Source organism: Bradyrhizobium sp. IC3195 (assembly GCF_020193585.1).
Taxonomy (GTDB): Bacteria; Pseudomonadota; Alphaproteobacteria; order Rhizobiales; family Xanthobacteraceae; genus Bradyrhizobium; species Bradyrhizobium yuanmingense.
Map to the genome: position 1 here is coordinate 61,385 of NZ_JADYVG010000009.1, position 21,046 is coordinate 82,430.

Annotated in this window: 22 protein-coding genes; 15 read left to right on the plus strand and 7 right to left on the minus strand. The window is 63.8% G+C overall.

The window, feature by feature from the left end:
- Positions 1-6: 6 nt before the first annotated feature.
- Positions 7-1,683: a glutamine--tRNA ligase/YqeY domain fusion protein gene (locus I6F09_RS19015; RefSeq protein ID WP_036009979.1), complete on the minus strand. Its 1,677-nt coding sequence runs from the start codon at positions 1,681-1,683 to the stop codon at positions 7-9.
- A 155-nt stretch (positions 1,684-1,838) separates the two neighbouring features.
- Between I6F09_RS19015 and gltX the strand changes: the two genes are divergently transcribed.
- The 9 genes from gltX (at position 1,839) to I6F09_RS19060 (ending at position 11,518) form a co-directional block, all read left to right on the plus strand.
- On the plus strand, positions 1,839-3,266 hold the full coding sequence (gene gltX / locus I6F09_RS19020) for a glutamate--tRNA ligase (RefSeq protein WP_036009982.1): 1,428 nt from the start codon (positions 1,839-1,841) through the stop codon (positions 3,264-3,266).
- 144 nt (positions 3,267-3,410) lie between these two features.
- Positions 3,411-4,712 (plus strand): citrate synthase, encoded by a 1,302-nt coding sequence (gene gltA / locus I6F09_RS19025; RefSeq protein ID WP_036009984.1) that lies wholly within the window; start codon positions 3,411-3,413, stop codon positions 4,710-4,712.
- Between the two features lie 178 nt (positions 4,713-4,890).
- On the plus strand, positions 4,891-6,069 hold the full coding sequence (locus I6F09_RS19030; protein WP_225188855.1) for an ROK family transcriptional regulator: 1,179 nt from the start codon (positions 4,891-4,893) through the stop codon (positions 6,067-6,069).
- A 60-nt stretch (positions 6,070-6,129) separates the two neighbouring features.
- Positions 6,130-7,416: an ABC transporter substrate-binding protein gene (locus tag I6F09_RS19035; RefSeq protein WP_225188767.1), complete on the plus strand. Its 1,287-nt coding sequence runs from the start codon at positions 6,130-6,132 to the stop codon at positions 7,414-7,416.
- Entirely contained in the window at positions 7,413-8,336 is a 924-nt protein-coding gene (locus tag I6F09_RS19040; protein WP_057030489.1) for a sugar ABC transporter permease, read from the plus strand. The genes I6F09_RS19035 and I6F09_RS19040 overlap by 4 nt, the downstream gene beginning before the upstream one ends.
- Complete coding sequence (locus tag I6F09_RS19045; protein ID WP_225188768.1) at positions 8,329-9,186, plus strand: carbohydrate ABC transporter permease; 858 nt, start codon at positions 8,329-8,331, stop codon at positions 9,184-9,186. The genes I6F09_RS19040 and I6F09_RS19045 overlap by 8 nt, the downstream gene beginning before the upstream one ends.
- Before the next feature lie 10 nt (positions 9,187-9,196).
- The gene (locus tag I6F09_RS19050; protein ID WP_225188769.1) at positions 9,197-10,306 is read left to right on the plus strand and encodes an ABC transporter ATP-binding protein; all 1,110 of its coding nucleotides are present in this window, start codon (positions 9,197-9,199) and stop codon (positions 10,304-10,306) included.
- Positions 10,303-11,070: an SDR family oxidoreductase gene (locus I6F09_RS19055; RefSeq protein WP_036009989.1), complete on the plus strand. Its 768-nt coding sequence runs from the start codon at positions 10,303-10,305 to the stop codon at positions 11,068-11,070. The genes I6F09_RS19050 and I6F09_RS19055 overlap by 4 nt, the downstream gene beginning before the upstream one ends.
- Before the next feature lie 130 nt (positions 11,071-11,200).
- Positions 11,201-11,518, plus strand: coding sequence for a hypothetical protein (locus I6F09_RS19060; RefSeq protein ID WP_141697647.1), 318 nt, complete (start codon positions 11,201-11,203; stop codon positions 11,516-11,518).
- Between the two features lie 311 nt (positions 11,519-11,829).
- Here I6F09_RS19060 and I6F09_RS19065 read toward each other — a convergent pair whose 3' ends face one another.
- Positions 11,830-12,492, minus strand: coding sequence for a phytochelatin synthase family protein (locus I6F09_RS19065; RefSeq protein ID WP_225188770.1), 663 nt, complete (start codon positions 12,490-12,492; stop codon positions 11,830-11,832).
- 258 nt (positions 12,493-12,750) lie between these two features.
- Between I6F09_RS19065 and I6F09_RS19070 the strand changes: the two genes are divergently transcribed.
- The 5 genes from I6F09_RS19070 (at position 12,751) to I6F09_RS19090 (ending at position 15,973) form a co-directional block, all read left to right on the plus strand.
- Positions 12,751-12,966 (plus strand): dodecin family protein, encoded by a 216-nt coding sequence (locus I6F09_RS19070; protein ID WP_035699963.1) that lies wholly within the window; start codon positions 12,751-12,753, stop codon positions 12,964-12,966.
- A gap of 156 nt (positions 12,967-13,122) precedes the next feature.
- On the plus strand, positions 13,123-13,434 hold the full coding sequence (locus I6F09_RS19075; protein ID WP_057030484.1) for a hypothetical protein: 312 nt from the start codon (positions 13,123-13,125) through the stop codon (positions 13,432-13,434).
- 148 nt (positions 13,435-13,582) lie between these two features.
- The gene (locus I6F09_RS19080) at positions 13,583-13,768 is read left to right on the plus strand and encodes a hypothetical protein (protein ID WP_036025247.1); all 186 of its coding nucleotides are present in this window, start codon (positions 13,583-13,585) and stop codon (positions 13,766-13,768) included.
- A gap of 39 nt (positions 13,769-13,807) precedes the next feature.
- The gene (locus I6F09_RS19085) at positions 13,808-14,134 is read left to right on the plus strand and encodes a GcrA family cell cycle regulator (RefSeq protein ID WP_036010004.1); all 327 of its coding nucleotides are present in this window, start codon (positions 13,808-13,810) and stop codon (positions 14,132-14,134) included.
- Positions 14,135-14,440: 306 nt separating this feature from the next.
- Positions 14,441-15,973 (plus strand): PAS domain-containing sensor histidine kinase, encoded by a 1,533-nt coding sequence (locus tag I6F09_RS19090; protein ID WP_225188771.1) that lies wholly within the window; start codon positions 14,441-14,443, stop codon positions 15,971-15,973.
- Positions 15,974-16,076: 103 nt separating this feature from the next.
- On the opposite strand, the gene lpxB is transcribed toward I6F09_RS19090, so the two are convergent.
- The 3 genes from lpxB to lpxA are packed head-to-tail and all read right to left on the minus strand — an operon-like array spanning position 16,077 to position 18,957.
- Entirely contained in the window at positions 16,077-17,267 is a 1,191-nt protein-coding gene (gene lpxB / locus I6F09_RS19095; RefSeq protein ID WP_225188772.1) for a lipid-A-disaccharide synthase, read from the minus strand.
- Entirely contained in the window at positions 17,267-18,136 is an 870-nt protein-coding gene (gene lpxI, locus I6F09_RS19100) for a UDP-2,3-diacylglucosamine diphosphatase LpxI (protein WP_225188773.1), read from the minus strand. Before lpxI ends, lpxB begins: the two co-directional genes overlap by 1 nt.
- A 29-nt stretch (positions 18,137-18,165) precedes the next feature.
- Positions 18,166-18,957, minus strand: a complete 792-nt coding sequence (lpxA, locus tag I6F09_RS19105; protein ID WP_225188774.1) for an acyl-ACP--UDP-N-acetylglucosamine O-acyltransferase — start codon at positions 18,955-18,957, stop codon at positions 18,166-18,168.
- A gap of 176 nt (positions 18,958-19,133) precedes the next feature.
- Between lpxA and I6F09_RS19110 the strand changes: the two genes are divergently transcribed.
- Complete coding sequence (locus I6F09_RS19110; protein ID WP_225188775.1) at positions 19,134-19,454, plus strand: KTSC domain-containing protein; 321 nt, start codon at positions 19,134-19,136, stop codon at positions 19,452-19,454.
- Positions 19,455-19,466: 12 nt separating this feature from the next.
- On the opposite strand, the gene fabZ is transcribed toward I6F09_RS19110, so the two are convergent.
- Positions 19,467-19,928, minus strand: a complete 462-nt coding sequence (fabZ, locus tag I6F09_RS19115; RefSeq protein WP_036010015.1) for a 3-hydroxyacyl-ACP dehydratase FabZ — start codon at positions 19,926-19,928, stop codon at positions 19,467-19,469.
- Entirely contained in the window at positions 19,925-20,992 is a 1,068-nt protein-coding gene (gene lpxD, locus I6F09_RS19120; RefSeq protein WP_036010017.1) for a UDP-3-O-(3-hydroxymyristoyl)glucosamine N-acyltransferase, read from the minus strand. The genes fabZ and lpxD overlap by 4 nt, the downstream gene beginning before the upstream one ends.
- Positions 20,993-21,046: the final 54 nt, after the last annotated feature.

Sequence of the window (21,046 nt, forward strand, 5' to 3'; positions counted from 1 at the left end):
CCCTTCTCAACCCTTGGCGACTTCCTTCGCGAACGTGTCGCGCAGACCGATCGTGCGCGAGAACACCGGCTTGCCGGGCGTCGAGTCCTTGTCACGCACGAAATAGCCCTGGCGCTCGAACTGCATCGGCTCGGTCGAATTGCTCTCCGCAACGGACGCCTCGACCCGCGCATCGGCGAGGATCTCCAGCGAGTTCGGGTTGAGATCGGTCGCGAAGTTCGAGGCATCCGGGCTCGGATTGGCGAACAGCTGGTTGTAGATGCGGATCTCCGCCGGCTTGGAGGCCGCCGCCGGCAGCCAGTGCATGGTCGCCTTGACCTTGCGGCCGTCGGGCGCGTTGCCACCCTTGGTCGCGGGATCATAGGTGCAGCGCAGCTCCACCACCTCACCCTTGTCGTTCTTGATCACGCCGGTACACTTGACGAAATAGGCATAGCGCAGCCGCACCTCGTTGCCAGGCGACAGGCGGAAGAACTTCTTCGGCGGGTTCTCCATGAAGTCGTCCTGCTCGATATAGAGCTCACGGCCGAACGTGATCTTCCGCGTGCCGGCCGAGGGATCGTCGGGATGATTGATCGCCTCGAGCTCCTCGGTCTGCCCTTCCGGATAATTCTCGATCACCACCTTGAGCGGCTTCAAGACCGCCATGCGCCGCTGCGCCGTGCGGTTCAGCTCCTCGCGGATGCAGAACTCCAGCATGCCGACATCGACCACGCTGTTGGCTTTGGCGACGCCGATGCGCTTGACGAACTCGCGAAGTGCAGCCGGCGGCACGCCGCGGCGACGCATGCCCGCCATGGTCGGCATGCGCGGATCGTCCCAGCCCGCGACATGGCCGTCGCGGACGAGCTGGGTCAGCACGCGCTTGGACAGCAGCGTATAGGTGAGATTCAGCCGCGCGAATTCGTACTGATGCGGCTGTGAGGGCACCGGCAGCTTCTCGATGAACCAGTCGTAGAGCGGTCGGTGGTCCTCGAACTCCAGCGTGCAGATCGAATGCGTGATGCCTTCGATGGCATCCGACTGGCCGTGGGCATAGTCGTAGCTCGGGTAGATGCACCATGCGTTGCCGGTGCGCGGATGGTGCGCATGCAGGATGCGGTACAGCACTGGGTCGCGCAGATTGATGTTGCCCGCGGCCATGTCGATCTTGGCCCGCAGCACGCGCGCGCCGTTGGGGAATTCGCCCGCCTTCATGCGGCGGAACAGGTCGAGGTTCTCCTCCACGGAGCGTTCGCGGAACGGCGAATTCTTGCCGGGCTCGGTCAACGTGCCGCGCGAGAGGCGGATCTCCTCCTGGGTCTGGTCGTCGACATAAGCGAGGCCGTCGCGGATCAGCTGCTCCGCCCATTCGTACAGGCGGTCGAAATAGTCCGAGGCGAAGAACAGGTTCTTGCCCCAGTCAAAGCCGAGCCAGCGCACGTCGGCCTGGATTGAATCGATATATTCCTGCTCTTCCTTGACCGGGTTGGTGTCGTCGAAGCGCAGGTGGCAGCGGCCCGGAAACTCCTGGGCGACGCCGAAGTTGAGTGCGATCGACTTGGCGTGGCCGATATGCAAGTAGCCGTTCGGCTCCGGCGGGAACCGGGTCACGATCTCCTTGTATTTGCCCTGATCGAGGTCGGCCTGGATGATGTCACGAATGAAATCGCGCCCAACCTCAGCTGCCACCGGTTCTGTCATTACGAAAATCCTGTAGGGAAATCAGCGGTTCTTCTGCCAAATTCGCGTGGCCGCGCCAAGAGCATAAGCAAGGCCTGCCGGGTCCGCCGTCGCCCTTTAGTTATGTCCCGTTCCTGCTATACACCACCGCCTCCAATGCATAGGCCCTGCCAAGAATGTCCGATTCCGTCGTCACGCGCTTCGCTCCCTCGCCGACCGGCTTCCTCCATATCGGGGGCGCCCGCACGGCGCTGTTCAACTGGCTCTATGCCAAGAAGCACGGCGGCAAGATGCTGCTGCGGATCGAGGATACCGATCGGGAACGCTCCACGGAGGCGGCGATCGGCGCCATCCTCGACGGGCTGAAGTGGCTCGAGCTCGGCTGGGACGGCGAGGTCATCTACCAGTTCGCCCGCGCCGCCCGGCACCGCGAGGTTGCCGAGCAGCTGCTCGCCGATGGCAAGGCCTACCGCTGCTACGCCACCGCCGAAGAGCTCGCCGCCATGCGCGAGAAGGCGCGCAGCGAGGGGCGCACCCGCCTCTATGACGGCATGTGGCGCGACCGCGACGCGGCGACGGCGCCGAGCGACGTCAAGCCCACCATCCGCCTGCGCGCGCCGCAGACCGGCGAGACCGTGATCGAGGACCAGGTCCAGGGCCGCGTGGTGTGGCAAAACGAGAACCTCGACGATCTCGTCCTGCTGCGCGGCGACGGCAACCCGACCTACATGCTCGCCGTGGTGGTCGACGACCACGACATGGGCGTCACCCATGTGATCCGCGGCGACGACCACCTGATCAACGCCGCCCGCCAGAAGCAGATCTACGATGCGATGGGCTGGGCGCTGCCCAGCATGTCCCATATCCCGCTGATCCACGGCCCGGACGGCTCGAAACTCTCCAAGCGGCACGGCGCGCTCGGCGTCGATGCCTACCGCGCGATGGGGTACCTGCCGGCTGCGCTGCGCAACTACTTGGTCCGGCTCGGCTGGAGCCACGGCGACCAGGAGATCTTCTCGACCGAGGAGATGATCGACGCGTTCGATCTCGGCAGCGTCGGCCGCGCCGCCGCCCGCTTCGATTTCGCCAAGCTGGAAAACCTCAACGGCCACTACATCCGCCACGCCGACGATCAATCGCTCGTGAAGATGTTCGAGGACGTGCTCGACCACGTCGTGCCGAGCCGCGACGAGATCAAGGCCAAGTTAAACGACACCACGCGCGCGCAGCTGCTCAAGGCCATGCCGGCGCTCAAGGAGCGCGCCAAGACATTGATCGAGCTGATCGACGGCGCCCATTTCATCTTCGCCGACCGGCCGCTGGCGCCGGATCCCAAGGCGCAGGCGCTGTTGACGCCCGAGAACCGCAAGCTGATCGGCCAGCTACATTCCGCGCTGGAGAAAGTCGAGACGTGGAGCGGCGCCACCACCGAGGCCGCGCTGCGCGCCTTTGCCGAGGAAAATAGTCTCAAGCTCGGCGCGGTCGCCCAGCCGCTTCGGGCGGCGCTCACCGGACGGACGACGTCCCCTGGTATATTTGAGGTTTTGGAGGTGCTTGGACGCCAGGAAAGCCTCGGCCGACTTAGGGATCAGTCTACGACGTAAGTCGACCATGCGTGCGGCGATCTTGCAGCGCACATAGCAATAATATACCCATCTCCTCCACATTCTGGAACATCCGGCCTGCCCCCATGGTCGCCCTGGGGGTCTCCGGCTCCGGCCCGTCTCACCACACATCGGGGACCTCTGATGGACGCAAAAGAAAGCCCAAAGACCGCGACGCTGACGGTCGGAAACAAGAATTTCGATCTTCCGATCCTCAGCGGCAGCGTCGGGCCTGACGTCATCGATATCGGCAAGCTCTACGGCCAGTCCGGCCTGTTCACCTACGATCCGGGCTTTACCTCGACCGCGAGCTGCCAGTCCAAGATCACCTATATCGACGGCGACGCGGGCGTGCTGGAATACCGCGGCTACCCGATCGAGCAGCTCGCCGAGCATGGCGACTTCCTGGAGACCTGCTACCTCCTGCTCTACGGCAACCTGCCGACCGCCGCGCAGAAGAAGGATTTCGACTACCGCGTGACCCATCACACGATGGTGCACGAGCAGATGGCCCGCTTCTTCCAGGGCTTCCGCCGCGATGCCCATCCGATGGCGATCATGGTTGCCGCCGTCGGCGCCCTCGCCGCGTTCTATCACGATAGCACCGACATCAACGATCCGAAGCAGCGCATGATCGCCTCCATGCGCATGATCGCGAAGATCCCGACGCTGGCTGCGATGGCCTACAAATACACCGTCGGCCAGCCCTTCGTTTATCCGAAGAACTCGCTCGGCTTTGCCGAGAACTTCCTGAACATGTGCTTCGCGGTGCCTTGCGAAGACTACAAGGTCAGCCCGGTGCTCGCCGACGCGCTGGAGAAGATCTTCATCCTGCACGCCGACCACGAGCAGAACGCCTCGACCTCGACGGTGCGCATCGCCGGCTCCTCGGGCGCCAACCCGTTCGCCTGCATCGCGGCCGGCATCGCCTGCCTCTGGGGCCCGGCCCATGGCGGCGCCAACGAAGCCGCGCTGAACATGCTCTATCAGATCGGCACGGTCGACAAGATCCCCGAGTTCATCGCCAAGGTGAAGGACAAGAATTCCGAAGTCCGCCTGATGGGCTTCGGCCACCGGGTCTACAAGAACTACGATCCGCGCGCCAAGATCATGCAGAAGATGTGTCATGCCGTGCTCAAGGAGACCGGCCATGGCGACGATCCGATGCTGAAGGTGGCGATGGAGCTCGAGAAGATCGCGCTCAGCGACCAGTACTTCATCGACCGCAAGCTCTACCCGAACGTTGATTTCTATTCGGGCATCACGCTGAAGGCGATGGGCTTCCCGGTCTCGATGTTCACCGTGCTGTTCGCGGTCGCCCGCACCGTCGGCTGGATCAGCCAGTGGAGCGAGATGATCGAGGATCCCCAACAGAAGATCGGCCGCCCGCGCCAGCTCTACACCGGCGTCGCCAAGCGCGATTACGTGCCGATCGACAAGCGCTAACGTCAGGCCATCACGCCTTTCGCAGCGGCGCCATCGCAAGATGGCGCCGTTTTGTTTTGCGCCCGCACTTTCCTCGTGCTGCCGCGCACAACAACAAGTCCATGCTCACGGCGGCAAGCGCCTTGACAGCCGAAATGCTCCGCGCGCATTCTTACTCTAAGTAAGAATGACGACAGGGATGGAAATGCCGGAGCAGCCGAGAAGTCGGCGGCAGACGCGCGCTGCCATTTTGACTCATCTGCTTCAGTCGGGCGGCTCGTTTCGTCCGCCACTGGCCAAGGCCGTGCGTCTGTCGGAAGCGAGCCTGTCGCGCATCCTGCTTGACCTGAAGGCCGAAGGCCTGATCGAGGAAGTGCGGCGCCCTGCCCCTTACGTCGGCGGCCCGACCGGTCTCGTGTCGCTGGACCACGCGGTGGCGCTGGCAGCCTTCGAGCTGACGACGCAGCGGCTCAGCGTCGGGGTCGGCGGCCTGTCGGGTGAGCTGCACTACACCGAGCGTGTGCCGCTCCCGAAGACGCCTGACGTCGAGACCGTCGGCCGGGCATTTCGCGAAGCGATGACGTTGTTGCGCGACTGGACGCGGCGCCGCCGGATCACCCTCTCGCAGATCGGCGTCTCGATTCCCGGCCTCGGCCGTCTCAGCATATCGGCCAATCCGATCATTCCCTGCGACGTCGCTCGCATCAGCGACATGTTCGGCGAGACGTTCGCGGGCGTGCCGCTCGAATTCACCAATTCGGTCGTCGCGCATGCCACCTTTCACCGCTGCCGCACGGAAAACTACCCGTTCAACGACACGCATCTGTTCGTGCTCGTCAGCCACGGCGTCGCCGGCGCCTGGATGGATGATCCGGCCGAGACCGATGCTCTGCAGCCGATCGAGCTCGGCCACATGGTGTTCGGGCCTGACGGACCGCGCTGCCGCTGCGGACATCACGGCTGCGTCGAGGCCTATACGTCGATTCCCGCGCTGGCTGCGCTTCTCGGCGTTTCCGAGACCGAGCTGCTCCAGCTCGGCAACGAATGGGTCAACACGGTCCCGATCTCATCGCGCGTGCGGCAGGATTTGCGCCGTCGGCTGTTCCGGCTCGGCCTTGCGATCGGCAATACGCTGAACGTCAAGCCGTGCGGCGGCGTTGCGATCAGCGGCTGGCCGTCGCTTCTCGCTGAAGAGGATCGGCAAGCACTGGTCGATGGCATCGACGCCTGCCTGCTGGGCGGACGCAAATTGGCGCAGGTCTCCCTCGCCTTCGTGCCGCCGTCGACCGGCAACGATCCGCAGGCTGCGCTCGCCTTCGCCGCCTTTTGTCTCGCCAGCCGTGGCGGCATGCCCGCGGCATCGACGGAGGCGGCCTGACATGCGCTGAGCCCAAACGGCCTGTAAAGCGCGAAAGATTTCACACCGGGAGGAACTGCCATGCCGATCACAACAACAAGGCGTCGTCTGCTCGCTGGCTCCGCTGCCGCGCTCGCATTTCCGCACCTTGCCCGCGCGCAAGGCGCGGCCAAGCCGCGACTGACCGCGATCTCGCAATGGTCGGCGGGCAGCGACGGGGCGGCCATTACGGCGCTCGGCAAGAAATTCGAGGAGAAGGGCGGCGTTTGGCAGCACTCGCCCGTCCCCGGCTTCACCACCGAGATGATGAACAAGCTGCGCGCGCAGATCATGGCCGGCGATCCGCCGGCTTGCTCGCAGCTCAAGGGGCCCGAGATTGCGGCCTGGTCGAAGATTGCGCCCACCGTAAATCTCGATGCCCTCGTCGCGGCCGCCGGCTACGAGAAGGTTGTCGCTCCGGACCTTGCAAAGCTGCACAAGCCCGGCGGCAAATGGATTGCGCTGCCGCTACAGATCTACAGCACCAACATGCTCTTCCTGTCCAAGCGCGCGATGGACAAGGCGAAGGCGGACAAGGTCCCCGTCACCTGGGCCGACTTCAACGACCTCGCCGAAAAGATGAAGGCGGGCGGAGTCGCCTCTCCCATCGCCAATGGCGGCACCCGCCCGGACGACGGACAGAAATTCGAGGCGGCTCTCGCGGGCATCAGTCCGCTCGCCTATCGCGCGGCCATCATGAATCTCGAGAAGAAGGCCCTCGAGGGTCCGGAGATCAAGGCCGCGTTCGCCCAGGTGCGCAAGATCGCCGACTGGATGGACCCCAACGTCGGCGCCCAGCATTTCTCGACCAACCTGAAGCGCTTCATCGACGGCGACATGGGCATGATGATCATGGGCGGATGGGCGCAGGGCGTATTGCGCAATGCCGGCTTCAAGCTCGAGGACTTCTTGATTGCGCCAGGCCCGAGCGACAACGGCAAGCCGGTCTTCCTGTTGAATGCCGACGCCTTCATCTTCTGGCAGCGCAAGGAGGCGGACCTGCAAGCCGGCCAGACCCTGATGGCTCAGCTCGTCATGGATCCGGCGATCCAGACCATGTACTCGCAGATCACCGGCTCCATCCCCGTGCGCACTGACGTCGATCTATCAGGCGAAGGCTGGTCGGAAGGGCAACGAACAACCTCGAAGGCCTTGAAGGAGGCCATCGCCAGCGATCAGGCCGTCCTCAGCATGGCGCACAACATGGCGCAGGAAAACGGAATGACCGCGGCGATGATCGACGTAATCACGGAGTACGTGAAGAACAAGACGATCAAGCCGGAGCAGGCAGCCACCCGCCTCGCCGAGGCCGTCGAGGGCGCGCGTTGAGCAATGCCGCCACGATGAGACCGGGCCGGCCGGCTCTTCCCGAATGGGTGCGCCGGCTGCCCGAATATCTGACGATCTGGGTGCCGCTGCTGCTGTCGGCGGCGCACCTCGTCTCGTTTTCGCTCTGGACGATCTGGATCTCGTTCACGCCGTCCACCCTCGTTCCCGTTGCGGGCTGGGTCGGCTTGCGCAACTACACGGCGGTCACGGCATCGCGCAACTGGCAAATCGCCTTCGACAATTTGCTGCTGTTCGGCAGCGCTTTCGTGCTGCTGAGCGCAGCGACCGGCCTCATCCTCGCGATCCTGCTCGATCAGCGCATTCGTGGCGAGAACGTGCTGCGCTCCATCTTCCTCTATCCCCTGGCGGTGTCCTTCGTGGTCACCGGCACGGTCTGGAGCTGGCTGCTCAATCCCGGTCTCGGGATCCAGAAGCTGGTGCACGACCTCGGCTGGACCTCCTTTAAGTTCGACTGGCTGATCGACCGCGACATGGCGATCTGGACCATTGTCATCGCCGCGATCTGGCAATCCTGCGGCTTTGCCATGGCGCTGTTCCTTGCCGGCCTTCGCTCGGTTGATCCCGACATCATCAAGGCCGCGCAGATCGACGGCGCGGGAGCGGTCCGAACCTACCGGCGTATCATCCTGCCGTCGCTGTGGCCGATCACGGTCACCGTCGTGGTGATCCAGTTGCAGTTCGCGATTTCGACCTTCGATCTCGTGCGCGCGCTCACCAACGGCGGACCGGGAATCGCGACCCAGCTGCCGGCACTCGTCGTCTACGACCTGATGTTCCAGCGCAGCCTGCTCGGCCGCGGCGCGGCGGCGGCCGTGCTGATGTTGCTCATTCTTCTCGCGGTGCTGCTGCCCTACGCGGCGTGGCGATACATCCAGCGACGGCGAGGCGCCCATGCCTGACCGCAGCTTCGCACCGACCCGGATTCTGGTCTATCTCGCCGTCTTCTTGATCGCCGCGGCCTGGCTCGCGCCGCTCGTGGTCGTGGTGCTGAACTCGCTGCGGAGCAACGAGGAGATAGCGCAGGGATCGATGATCGGCTGGCCGCAGCATCTGGCCTGGAGCAACTACGCCGCAGCCTGGAGCGGCTTCTGCGTCGCCGAGACCTGCGCCGGCATCCGGCCCTACATGCTGAACTCCGCGCTGGTCACGATTCCCGCCACGATCTTCTCCACCCTGCTCGGCGCAATCGCCGGTTACGCCGTGTCGCTCTGGCGCTTCCGAGGCGACAACTGGATCTATGGCATCGTGACGCTTGGCCTGTTCCTCCCCCAGCAGATGCGCCTGCTGCCCTGGACCATCGTGCTGCGGGACGTCGGCCTCATCAACACCCTGACCGGCCTCGTGCTGATTCACACCATTCAGGGGCTCTCATTCACCACGCTGTTCTGCCGGAATTATTATGTCGCCATTCCCCATGAACTGATCAGGGCCGCCCGCATCGACGGCGCCGGCTTCTTCCGCATCTTCTGGCGCATCATCCTGCCGCTCTCAGGTCCCATCCTGATCGTCACGGTGATCTGGCAGTTCACCCATATCTGGAACGAGTTCCTCTATGGCGTGACGTTCACCACCGGCCAGCAGCAGCCCGTCACCGCAGCGCTTATCGCGCTGTCCGCCGCCGTCGCGGATATCCCGCAGCATGGCGTGCAGAGCGCAGCGGTGATCATCGCCGCGCTGCCCACGCTGTTGATCTACCTGCTCGGCGGCAAGTACTTCGTCCGCGGCCTGACTGCCGGGGCCGTGAAATGATGGAGTTGTCATGGCAGCACTGAGCATTCGCGCCCTGTCCAAGCGTTACGCCAATCTGGAGGTGCTGAAGGACATCGCGCTCGACATCGAGAGCGGCGAGTTCACCGTGCTGGTCGGCCCGTCCGGCTGCGGCAAGTCCACCCTGCTCAACATCGTCGCCGGGCTCGACCGCCCGAGCGCGGGAACGATCGAAATCGGCGGGCGCGTCGTCAATGACGTCGCGCCGAAAGACCGCGACATCGCCATGGTGTTCCAGTCCTACGCGCTCTATCCCTCGATGACCGTGCGTCAGAACATCACCTTCGGCATGGAATGCCGTCACGTTCCCAAAGCCGAGCAGGACGCTGCGGTCGGCAATGTCGCAAAACTGCTCCAGATCGAGCCGCTGCTCGGCCGCAAGCCCTCGCAATTGTCCGGCGGCCAGCGCCAGCGCGTGGCGATGGGGCGCGCGCTGGTGCGCAATCCCCTGCTCTTCCTGTTCGACGAGCCGCTCTCCAATCTCGACGCCAAGCTGCGCGTCGAGATGCGGATGGAGATCAAGCGCCTGCACCAGCGCATCGGCGCCACCATCGTCTACGTCACCCACGACCAGATCGAGGCCATGACGATGGCGACGCGGATCGCCGTGATGCATCAGGGCAGCGTGCAGCAATTCGCCGACCCCGACACCGTCTACCGCTACCCCGCCAATCTGTTCGTCGCCCGCTTCATGGGCTCGCCGCCGATGAACACCATACCGGCCCGGCTCGAGGCCGAAAATGACGGCCCAGTCGTCGTGATCGGCGCGGGACGACCCGACGAGCTTCGTCTGCGCCTCAGGGGATATGACGCCGCAGCACCTTTTGTCGGGCGCAAGGTGGTGTTCGGAATCAGGCCGGAATGCATTGCCGAGGGCAGCCGCACGTTCTCCAGCGAAGCGCCTGTCCTCGTCGAAGCGCCGGTGGAGCTGGTCGAGCCGACCGGTGCCGAGACCATGGTGCTGCTGCGGCTCGGCGGCGAGCCCGTGATGGCGCGAGTCTCGCCGGATATCCGCCCCGCGCCCGGCACGTCCGCCGCCTTCGCGCTCGACACCCGCCGCATTTGCCTGTTCGACCCCGAGACGGAGCGCCTGATCGCATGACGAAGACGACCTATTCCAGCCTAGCCGGCAGCGTGGTGCTGATCACCGGAGGCGCCAGCGGCATCGGCGCCGCCTTCGTCCGGGCCTTCGCGGGCCAAGACGCCCGGGTCGCCTTCTTCGACATCGATAAGGACGCCGGCGAAGCCCTGGTGCGGGAAATAGCGGCCTCGTCCGGGCCTGCGCCGCTGTTCGTGCCCTGCGATCTCCTCGACATCGATGCCCTGCGCAGCGCGATGGCAGAAGCCCGCCGCTCGCTTGGCGACGCCGCCGTTCTCGTCAACAACGCCGCCAACGATCAGCGCCAGGCTCTCGCCGAGGTCACGCCGTCCGAGTTCGACTGGATGATCGGCGTCAATCTCAAGCACGTCTTCTTCGCGGCGCAAGCGGTGGTGCCACAGATGCAGGCGCGCGGCGGCGGCTCGATCATCAACATGTCCTCGATCGCCTGGATGCGCGGCGCGCCGGCGCTGCCGGTCTATGCCGCGGCGAAAGCGGCGATCGTCGGCTTCACCAACTCGCTGGCGCGCTCCGTCGGCCCCGACCGCATTCGCGTCAACGCGATCGCGCCGGGCATGGTCATCACCGAGCGCCAGCGCAGGCTGTGGTATCCGGACGATCGGGTCATCGCCGAGATACGCTCGCGCCAGGCGGTGCCCGATGCGGTAACGCCCGAAGACATTGCCAATATGGCACTGTTCCTCGCCTCCGACGAAAGCCAGCGCATCACCAGCCAGTGTTTCAGGGTTGATGGCGGACTCGCCTAGGCCGGTGCGCATAAGACCGTTCGAGTGCCCTTTGCTTAGCCCTACGTGACGTTCGACAATAGTGATTGGAACTAGGAAACCTTGGGAGGTTCGCGCGTTTAGGGGCCGGAGCAAGCCGTGGAGGAGAAGCATGCGAACAGCAATTCTCGCATTGATTGTAGTTGCCGGAAGCGCAATGAGCTTCCAAGCAACGGCCCAACAGCAAAAGGCCGCACCCAGTGAGCAAACCAAGGAGGAGATGAAGCGCGACGTGGACCGGGAGCTCAAGGCTGGCCAGCCCAACGAGCAGATGCAGCGCGATGCGGACAAAGGGATCAAGACCCGCAACTCCGGAGAGTCCGGATACGTGGCCGATCAAGACAAGCCGGCCGCTTCGGCGCATCCTCCGGGCCGACCGGGAAGTGAGCAGACCACGGGTTCGGGTAGCCAGACCGGCACTCCGAAATAGAACACTCGGCCTGCTCTGCGTCTACGGCGAGTTGCGCGGGCGCCGGAAGTGGCCAATTCACGGGTCGCATGCGGTCCCGGGTTAGCGTGTCGTCCGCCTGGTTGCCGCCCAAATGTCCTCCCGGGGTCAGTATGTCGCGCTCAGTGTACGCGTGGAGCGAGACCCCGGGGGCAAGTGGCGGGCCGTCATAGGGCGCACAAGCGCCAGTCGAGGCAAGACGGCCCCCCGCGTTCTGTCCACCGCCGATAGACGACATCCCAACTGCCTCAAATGATCCGGCTAAGGGTCACGAGGCGACATGGAGCGGGATGTCACTCTATGAACAGCAGTCCCCTCTTCTTATCGCCGTCAAACGTATTTACAGCGTCGAACAGCCGCTTCCGTTCGACTAGCCACGGCTGGAAATCGAAATTGACATCGAGCACGAAAACGAGGTCTTCGGCTTCGAAATAGCCCCCAATTGGGGAATGGTGTCCACTACCAGCACCAAAAATATGAGCGCGATCGAAATTCACGATGTAGCGTCGCCGCGGATCGTTGGAGCGACGGAGATGCTCCAGAAACTCGTTTTCGCTGAGATCGCGCAAGACAGTAACTTTCCGGCTGGTGTTGGACTGGGCGATGTTGGCCAGTTCGTCAAGCGTGAGCCCCATGATGCATACGCCTGTCCAGCAACTCCACGTCCCGGCCAACACCTTGCCTTCCGTCCTTGCCGCCTCGCCAAGGGACCGATACGCGTTTGCAACAGCGGCAGGTCCGCAGCGAGAGCCATTTGACTGCCAATCAACGTGTCGTTCAAATGTTGCTGCCACGGGCAGGTGCCACGCACGCTCAATAAGCTCCGGAGTACGTGTGACCGATGACGCTATGGCTTCCGATGGCACGTGCGATTGATTGACCACCAGGGCCCCGGCACACACCAGACTCAGGGCAATCACCAAGCTGCTGACGCTTACGCGGTGCCATCGCTTCATGGATCGGAACCTTGGCGGCAATGACGACTTAGGCGCGCAAAATTATACTCGGAAGCCGGAGAGCGCGAAGAAGATACCTGTCCGCGTTCGTTCGGGCTGAAAATGCGAACATAATTTCCGACAGGACGACCCGAGTTCTTCTTTTGGGTCGAACAGGAAAGTGACAGCCAATCGGACCCTTTCCGCGGCATCCCGAGATGTATCAGCGTCGAGATCCCAGTGCTAGACTTCCTGCTCCTAGCGATTGGGAGGACGAACATGCCCGATAGCGTCTACAAGGTCATTGAACTGGTCGGTACCAGCAGCGACTCATGGGAGAAGGCGGCCGCTAACGCAGTCGAGCAAGCTGCTAAATCTCTCCGAGATCTCCGCATTGCAGAGGTCGTCAAGCTCGATATGCAACTGGATGACAAGGGAAAAGTTGAGGCCTATCGCGCCAAGCTCAACGTATCGTTCAAGTTCGAGGGCTCCTGAGCCTCAGCACCTCGCCGCTTCGGGCGAGGACGGCTCATTGGACAGGCGCGTTGCGGTCCGCCAGCCGGACGCTGTGGCCCATCCCGGAAGTTGGCACTAGTCCGAGCGGGACTGAAATGCTTTGATGCGAAGGAGCGTATGGCGCGTGGTGGCCCCATGTACATGGTCATTCGCAAGTACAGTAAGGTTCGTTCGGTCGCCGACGCCGCTCGTCGCGCCAAGAGCGGCGTCGGTGAGATCCTAAGACAATCGCGGGGATTCAAATCTTACCATGTGCTGGATGCGGGCGACGGTGTCGGTATCGCGGTGATGATATTTGACGACCGCGAAAGCGCCAACGCAGCGAACGCCAAGATACTGGCATTTGTTCAAGCCAGTCTACCCGACCTCGATCTTGGAGTTCCTGAAATCGCTGCCGGCGAGGTTTTGGTGAACTTAGAGCCCAATGGGTCCTCGGGCATCAAGTAGCCGAAAACGCTGCCTGTTGCATGGCCCGCCGCCCGCTGATCGTGCAGTCTACCCGACCTGCATCGCGTTTGCGGCGGTCGCGCCCCGGCACCGGCATATGCCGGCCAAGAATCTGGCGACTGCGCTAATTTTCGAGGAGCACAATGCCATGAAGCAACACACCTCCGAAGCATTTTCCACCACAGCCAGGAAACTGCTCATGCGGATGCGCATCGTGATGCCACCCAGGGATCCCGATGAAGACGAGGAGGATGAAGACGAGGAGGACGAAGACGAGGATGAGCAAGATGATGCCGACGAACCGGCGGTCGTGCGCGAGCCGGACGAAGACTAGACTAGCCGGTGTCTGGCAGTCGCCGTTATACTATCTCTCATGGGCTGGGATGCGAAAGACATAGCGCTTCTCAAAAGGCTCTGGTCCGCGGGGCAGAGCGCGGCGCAGATTGCGCGCCATCTCGGCTGCAGTCGTAACGCGGTATGCGGTATGCTGAACCGTCTGGGCCTGAAGCGCGGCCACAAGCCGCCCACAGCGCAGCCCCAGATAAGGCCGGCCCCGAAGCTGAGGCCGTCGTCGGCCGCCTGCGCCCGTCCCATCGCGCGGAGGGTGTCGCCGAGTACAGCAGAGAGGGAGCTGCCAAAGGAATTCAGCCGGCAGCAGCTTTACGCCATTCTGGCTGAGGCGGTCAGAAACACTGGTTAAGAGCTCACCACGAACGTCCTTGCCCTCCCGTCCATGTCGGCCGCGTCGTTACTTTGCAAATGAGCGTCGGCCACCCGCGAGACAGAAACAGGGCCCACCTCACACGCATACGTTGATGGAACCGGGTTTTAGCTCGCGTTGTTTCGGCTCGGGGTCGTCACAGCCACGTCGCTATAGAGAAGCCCTGTATACGGGAGTATAGTCGCCAAAGGCATATTCCCGATCGATCTTGATCGGCTCCGGGGGGACGCGATCCGGCACGAGAAATCTGTCGATTGATCCATCACGCGTGAGCAAGAGATGATCATGCAACATGCGATTGAAGTGCCGTCGGTCGCCCTCGATTCGAATGAGAGCAAGCGCCCCGAGGAGGCACTGCGCGAGAGCGAGGAGCGCTTTCGCACGCTGGTGCAATTCTCCTTCGATGTGTACTGGGAAACGGACGCGGAGCATCGCTTCATCCGCCAGGAGTTCGCCGAGACGCTTCCCGAGCCGCCGGTCTCCGAGATCGGCAGGACACGATGGGAGATCCCGTATCTCGAACCTGACGCAGATGGCTGGCGCAAACACCGGGAGATACTCGACGCTCACCTCCCGTTTCGCGATTTCGAGCTCGCGCGGCCGATGCCCGACGGCGGCAAGCGCTATATTTCCGTCTCTGGGCTGCCCATCTTTGACAAGACAGGGAACTTCGTGGGTTACCGAGGTGTGGGGCGCCACATCACGGAGCGCAAGCGCGCCGAACAGGCGCTGATCGAGAGCGAGGCCCGTTTCCGTACCTTCGTGGACCACGCGACCGATACGTTCATGCTGCACAGTGAAGATGGTCACGTTCTCGATGTGAATCGGAATGCCTGCGAAAGTCTCGGCTACAGCCGGACCGAACTGGTTGGGGCAACTGCGGCCTTGTTCGATCTGGAGATGGATGAAGCGACTTGGCGTCGCAACCGCGAGCGTCTCAAGGCCGGCGGCATCGCTACGCTCGAGAGGCGCTATTGCCGAAAGGATGGCACTGTGTTTCCCGTCGAAGTTCGTATGCGCGAGTTCTGCGAAGTCGGACAGTCACGAATCATTTGTCTGAGCCGCGACATCACCGAACGCAAGCGAACCGCCGAGACGTTCCGCGAGATGCAAGCTGAACTAACACACGCCAATCGCGCGGCGGCAATGGGCCAGGTCACGGCTTCGGTGACACACGAACTAAGCCAACCAATCACCGCGGTGCTCTGCAACGCAGAGGCCGCACTGAACTGGCTAGGAACACAATCTCCGAATTTCGAAAAGGCACAGCAGGCGCTCGTATCCATCGTCACAGAAGCCAAGCGAGGCGGCGAGATCATCAGTTGGATCCGTTCCTTGATCAAGAAAGCTCCGGCGCCGAAGGAGAGCGTCGATGTCAATGGTGCAATCCTGGACGTGATCACCATCGCCCGTAGCGAGCTGCTCAAACATGATGTCTCGATCCAGACCGACCTCGCTCCGGGCTTGCCGCTCGTGAAGGGCTATCGCGTTCAGCTGCAACAGGTGGTTCTCAATTTGATCCTCAACGCGATCGAGGCAATGAACTGCGTCGACGTTGGCGGACGAGAGCTGCGGATCAGCACGGCTGCAGATACAAATCTCGTTGTTGTCGCCGTACGGGATACCGGACCTGGACTTGACGTCGCAATCGTTGATCGCCTGTTCGAGCCCTTCTACACCACCAAGCCCGACGGGACCGGCATGGGCTTGTCGATCTGCCAATCGATCATCGAAGCGCACGGAGGACGACTTTGGACCGGTGCCAATGAACCACGGGGGGCGGTGTTTCACTTTAGTCTGCCTTCGCAACAGGAGTGACCCACGTCGCTTTAGCGTAACTCACGCCTTCGCTGTTGCGTTTCTTGGCGTCTGCTCTTTGGAGGGCAGCTCACGCTTTGGAGGGGGCGGCTCAAGCAGACTTCTATGAAACACCCTGGCTCGTTCGCCGACCCTGGCGCATCGTTGCGAGCACGATGTCGGCGGCGAGCACGCTCGGCGATGTGTTGCCGGTCGACATGATCTGATCGAGCCTGGCGAAGGCCTCGACCTGCTGCCGGCGCAGCGGAGACTCCGTCAGCACGTCCCGAAGCGCCGGCGCCAGCTTCTCCGGCGTGCATTCCTCCTGCAAATACTCGGGAATGACATCCTTGCCGATCACGAGATTGGCAAGGATCACCGAGGAGACACGGATCGCGCGTCGCAGGATGAACGCCTCGATCGCGCCGACGCGATAGGCCGTCACCATCGGAATGCCCGACAGCGCGAGCTCGAGCGTCACCGTGCCGGATTTCGCCAGCGCGGCGTGAGCGATGCGGAAGGCCGCACGCCGCTCGTTCTCGCCGATCACGATCTGAGGCTTGACCGGCCAGCTCGCGATGCCTTCGCGGATGGTGGCTTCGAGATGCGGCATGGTCGGCAGCATCAGTTCGAACGCACAGCCCTCACCCCTTAAGCGACCGAGCGTTGCGCCGAACACGTCGAGATGATGCCTGACCTCGCTGCGGCGGCTGCCGGGCAGCACCAGCAGCACCTGCGGCTCACTGTCGCGGCGCGCCTGCTCCTCCGCACTCGGCCGCAGCGAGCCCAATTGCTCAATCAGGGGATGGCCGACATAGCTGCAGGGCGGGCCGCCGAGCTTGCGGTATTCCTCGGGCTCGAACGGCAGCAGGCCGAGCACGTGGTCGACATAGCCGAGCATGGTCCGCGCCCGTCCTGGCCGCCATGCCCAGAGCTGCGGCGAGACGTAGTCGACGATCGGGATCGCGGGATTGCGCGCGCGCACGCGGCGGGCGACGCGATGGGTGAAGTCGGGGCTGTCGATGATGACGAGCACGTCGGGCGCGGCCTCGGTCACTGCGTCGGCGGTCTGCCGGATCAACCGCAGGATCTTCGGCAATTGCTGCAGCACCGCGGCAAACCCGACGATCGAGAGCTCCTCGATCGGAAACAGCGATTCCAGGCCCTCGCGCGCCATGGTGCGGCCGCCGACGCCGACGAACTGCACGCCGTCGCCAAGGCGCTGGCGCAGCACCTTCATCAAGGCGCTGCCGAGCCTGTCGCCGGATTCCTCCGTCGCGATCAGGAAGATCTTGCGCTTGGGATCACGCGACATCACGCGGGCAGGCCGATGACGAAGAGATATTTGGCATCGGCAAGCGCGATCATGGCCTGCGGCTCGGCGGCGATGGTGTTGCCCGCGATGACGGCGATGCCGGCAAGGCCGGCAGCCGCGACGCCCTCGATGGTGCGCGGACCGATCGTCGGCAGGTCGAAGCGCAGGTCCTGGCCGCTCTTCGGCGCCTTCACCAGCACACCGCGTCCGGTGGCGGCGCGGATGCGGCCCTCCTCGCGCAGCCTCGCGACGCGGGCGAGCAGCGCGTCGGTGCCCTCGATGTCCTCGACCGCCACCACGTGGCCATCGATCACGACCACGGCCTGGCCGATGTCGAACGGGCCGAGCGCGGTCAGCACCGCCCGGCCGCGCGCGATGTCGGCGTTGCTGGCATCGCTCGGCCAGGCGCGGCTGATGCAGCCCTCGGGCATCAGGAGATCCGGCGCGACGTCCTTGATGCCGACCATCCGGAAGCCGTCCTGCTCGAGGATGCGGCCCACACCCGACAGCAGATGATCGTCGCCGCCGCGGAAGGCGCGAATGACGTTGCCGAGCAGGCGCAGCGTCGTGAAGTCGAACCGGATCTCGGACAGCGAAGGCCGCACCAACGTGCCGATGAAGATCAGGTCGCGGCAGCCCTCCTCGCGGAACAGCCGCATCGCGCGTCCGAGCTGGCCGACGGAGATCCAGCGATGCCGGTACTTCTCCACCCGCTGGGGATCGCAGGCCCCGCGTAGCGGAAACAGCACCGGCGTGATGCCGTGCGCGGCGAGCGACTCGGCGACCGCAAACGGCATGGCACCGCCGCCGGCGACGATGCCGACCGGTGACGAAACCTGCAAAGCCGCCGATGTCGTGCCCGCGGCCATCCCAAGATCACTCCAAGATCATTTCAAGATCACTTCGCGATGGCGGGAAGACAGAGCGGGCGCTTGCCCTTGCCGATGAAGTCGAGGATTTCGGCGATCGCGGGGTCCTCGCCCGCGAGCGGCCGCGCCGCCTCCAGCCGCTCGGCGAAGGTGCCGGCGCCATGGAATAGCTTCTGGTAGAACGCACGCACGGTGGCAAGCCGCTGCTTGGTGAACTTGCGACGCTTCATGCCGATCAGATTGAGGCCTTCGAGCACGGCATATTGGCCGTTGACGAGACCGAACGGAATGATGTCGTCGCGCACGCCACACACGCCGCCGACCATGACCTGCGGTCCGATACGGGTGAACTGATGCACGGCGGACAGCCCGCCGATGAAGACGAAGTCGCCGATCTCGCAATGGCCGCCGAGCGTTGCCGAGGTCGCGAAGATCACGTCGTTGCCGAGATGGCAGTCGTGGCCGACGTGGCTGCAGTTCATGAAATAGCCGCGGTCGCCAACCGAGGTGACGCCCCCGCCAGCGACGGTACCCGCGTTCATGGTGACGGATTCGCGGATGGTACAGCCCGCGCCGATCCTGAGCTGCGTCAGCTCGCCACGATAGCTGAGCGATTGCGGCGGCGTGCCCAGCGAAGCGAACGGATAGATGGTGCAGTCGTCGCCGATCGTGGTCTGCGCCGTGATGTGCACATGCCCGATCAGCTTGCAGTTCGCGCCGATGACGACGTTCGGGCCGATGATGCAATAGGGTCCGATCTCGGTGCCCTCGCCGATCACGGCGCCGTCCGCGATCCGCGCGGTGCGATCAATCTTGCTCATCAAGCCAATCTTACTCGTCAAGAAGGTCGGGTTATGTATTGAAGTCGCTCGGTTTTCGGCTGGTTAGCGCGACTATGCCCGATCTGTCCAGTGACGTATCATCTCGCCGTGTTTCAAGTGCCGGATGAGGCGGCCTTCCCGTCCCGTCGTCAGGTTCATGCGGAGCTTCAACGATCGTGGTCAGGGCCCTGATCCTTCTGCTGGCGCAGCTCGCGGATACTCCGATCGTGTCGGAGGCGGTCGAGACCGGCGAACACCGCCTGGTCGATCTGCGGACATTCGAGTGCCGGGACATCACCCGCAGCACGGTGCTTCAGCGGGTCTGTTACGATCGCGCGCAGCAGGACCTGATCGTCGCGAGCAACGGCGCCTATCACCGCTATTGCGGCGTGACGGCCGACACCGTCGAACGCCTCCTCGGCGCGCCCTCCATGGGCCAGTTCTTCAACCGGACTATCAGGCGGGATGCGACCGGCAGCCGCTACGATTGCACCTGAGCCCAGTGCCGCTCAATCGGTCAGCATGGCGCCGACGTCGGCTTCGGCAACGACCTGACCGTTGACCTTTGCATCGCCGTGAAACCACCACATGGTCTTGCGGCGGCCGAGCGAGCGCATGTGATACTCGATCGTGTCGCCCGGCAGTACCGGCTTGCGAAACTTGCACTTGTCGATGGTGAGGAAATAGACCGCCCGCGGCTTCTCGGTGCCCTCGACCGACTTGATGCCGATCACGCCCGCGGTCTGCGCCATCGCCTCGATCATCATGACGCCGGGATAGACCGGACGCTCGGGGAAATGTCCCTGGAACGCCGGCTCGTTGAAGGTGACGTTCTTGATGCCGATGCCGCTGTAATCGGCGCGGATGTTGATCACGCGGTCGATCAGCAGCATCGGAAAGCGGTGCGGCAGTGTCTGGAGGATCGCGTTGATGTCCACCAGCTCGAACTTAACAGGTGATTCCGCCGTCATTCCCGTCCCTCGTCCTTCGGATCGGCCTTGCTGTCGCGTACCAGCCGCTCCACCGCGATGATCTCCTTGAACCATTGCTTGGTCGGCTTGGCGAAGTGCCCGCCCCAGCGGCCGCCCGGCGGGATGTCGTCCTTGACCGCGCTCATCGCCGTCACCTGCGCCCCGTCGCCGATCTTGAGGTGATTGTTGATGCCAACCTTCGCTCCGAGCGCCACGTTGTCGCCGATGGTCAGGCTGCCGGCGAGCCCGATCTGGGCCGCGAGCAGGCAGTGCCGGCCGATCGTCACATTGTGGCCGATCTGGACCTGATTGTCGATTTTGGTCCCCTCGCCGATCACAGTGTCACGCAAGGACCCGCGGTCGATCGTGGTGTTGGCCCCGACCTCGACGTCGTTCTGGATCAGCACGCGCCCGGTCTGCGGCACCTTCAGATGGCCCTCGGGGCCGAAGAAGATGAAGCCGTAGCCGTCCTGGCCGATCGAGCAGCCGGGATGGATCAGCACGTTGTTGCCGATCAGGGCGCACTGGATAGCGGTCCGGGCGCCGACATTGCAATCCCGGCCGATCTTGACGCCGGGACCGATCACCGCCCCGACGCCAATCACAGTGCCACTGCCGATCTCGACGTCCGGGCCGATCACGGCCAGGGGGTCGACGACCACTCCGTCCTCGAGCCGGGCCGTGGGATCGATGATGGCCGATGGCGCGATACCATCGTTGCCGACCCAGGATTGCGGCCGCAGCGCGTCGGCGTGCCATTCCCGCGCGATCCGGACAAAGGCGCGGAATGGCTGCGCCACCCGCAGCACGGCCACATGTTCGGGCACCTCGGCCTCGAAGCGCGGACTGACCAGACAGGCCCCCGCCTTGGTCGCCCTGAGCTGATCGGCGTATTTGAGGTTGTCGAAGAACGCCAGATGCATCGGGCCCGCTTCGTCGAGCGAAGCAAGGCCCGTGATGACGTGGCCGCCCCTCGCGGGGTCGACCAGCTGCGCCTTTGTCAGCGTGGCAATGTCGGCCAACGCTGCGGCAGGCGGCTTTGTGAAGAAGATCGGCTGCGCCATTCCACCCCGTCGCGGTCCGGCTTCGGCATGAAGCGGTCAGGCCGCATCATGCCT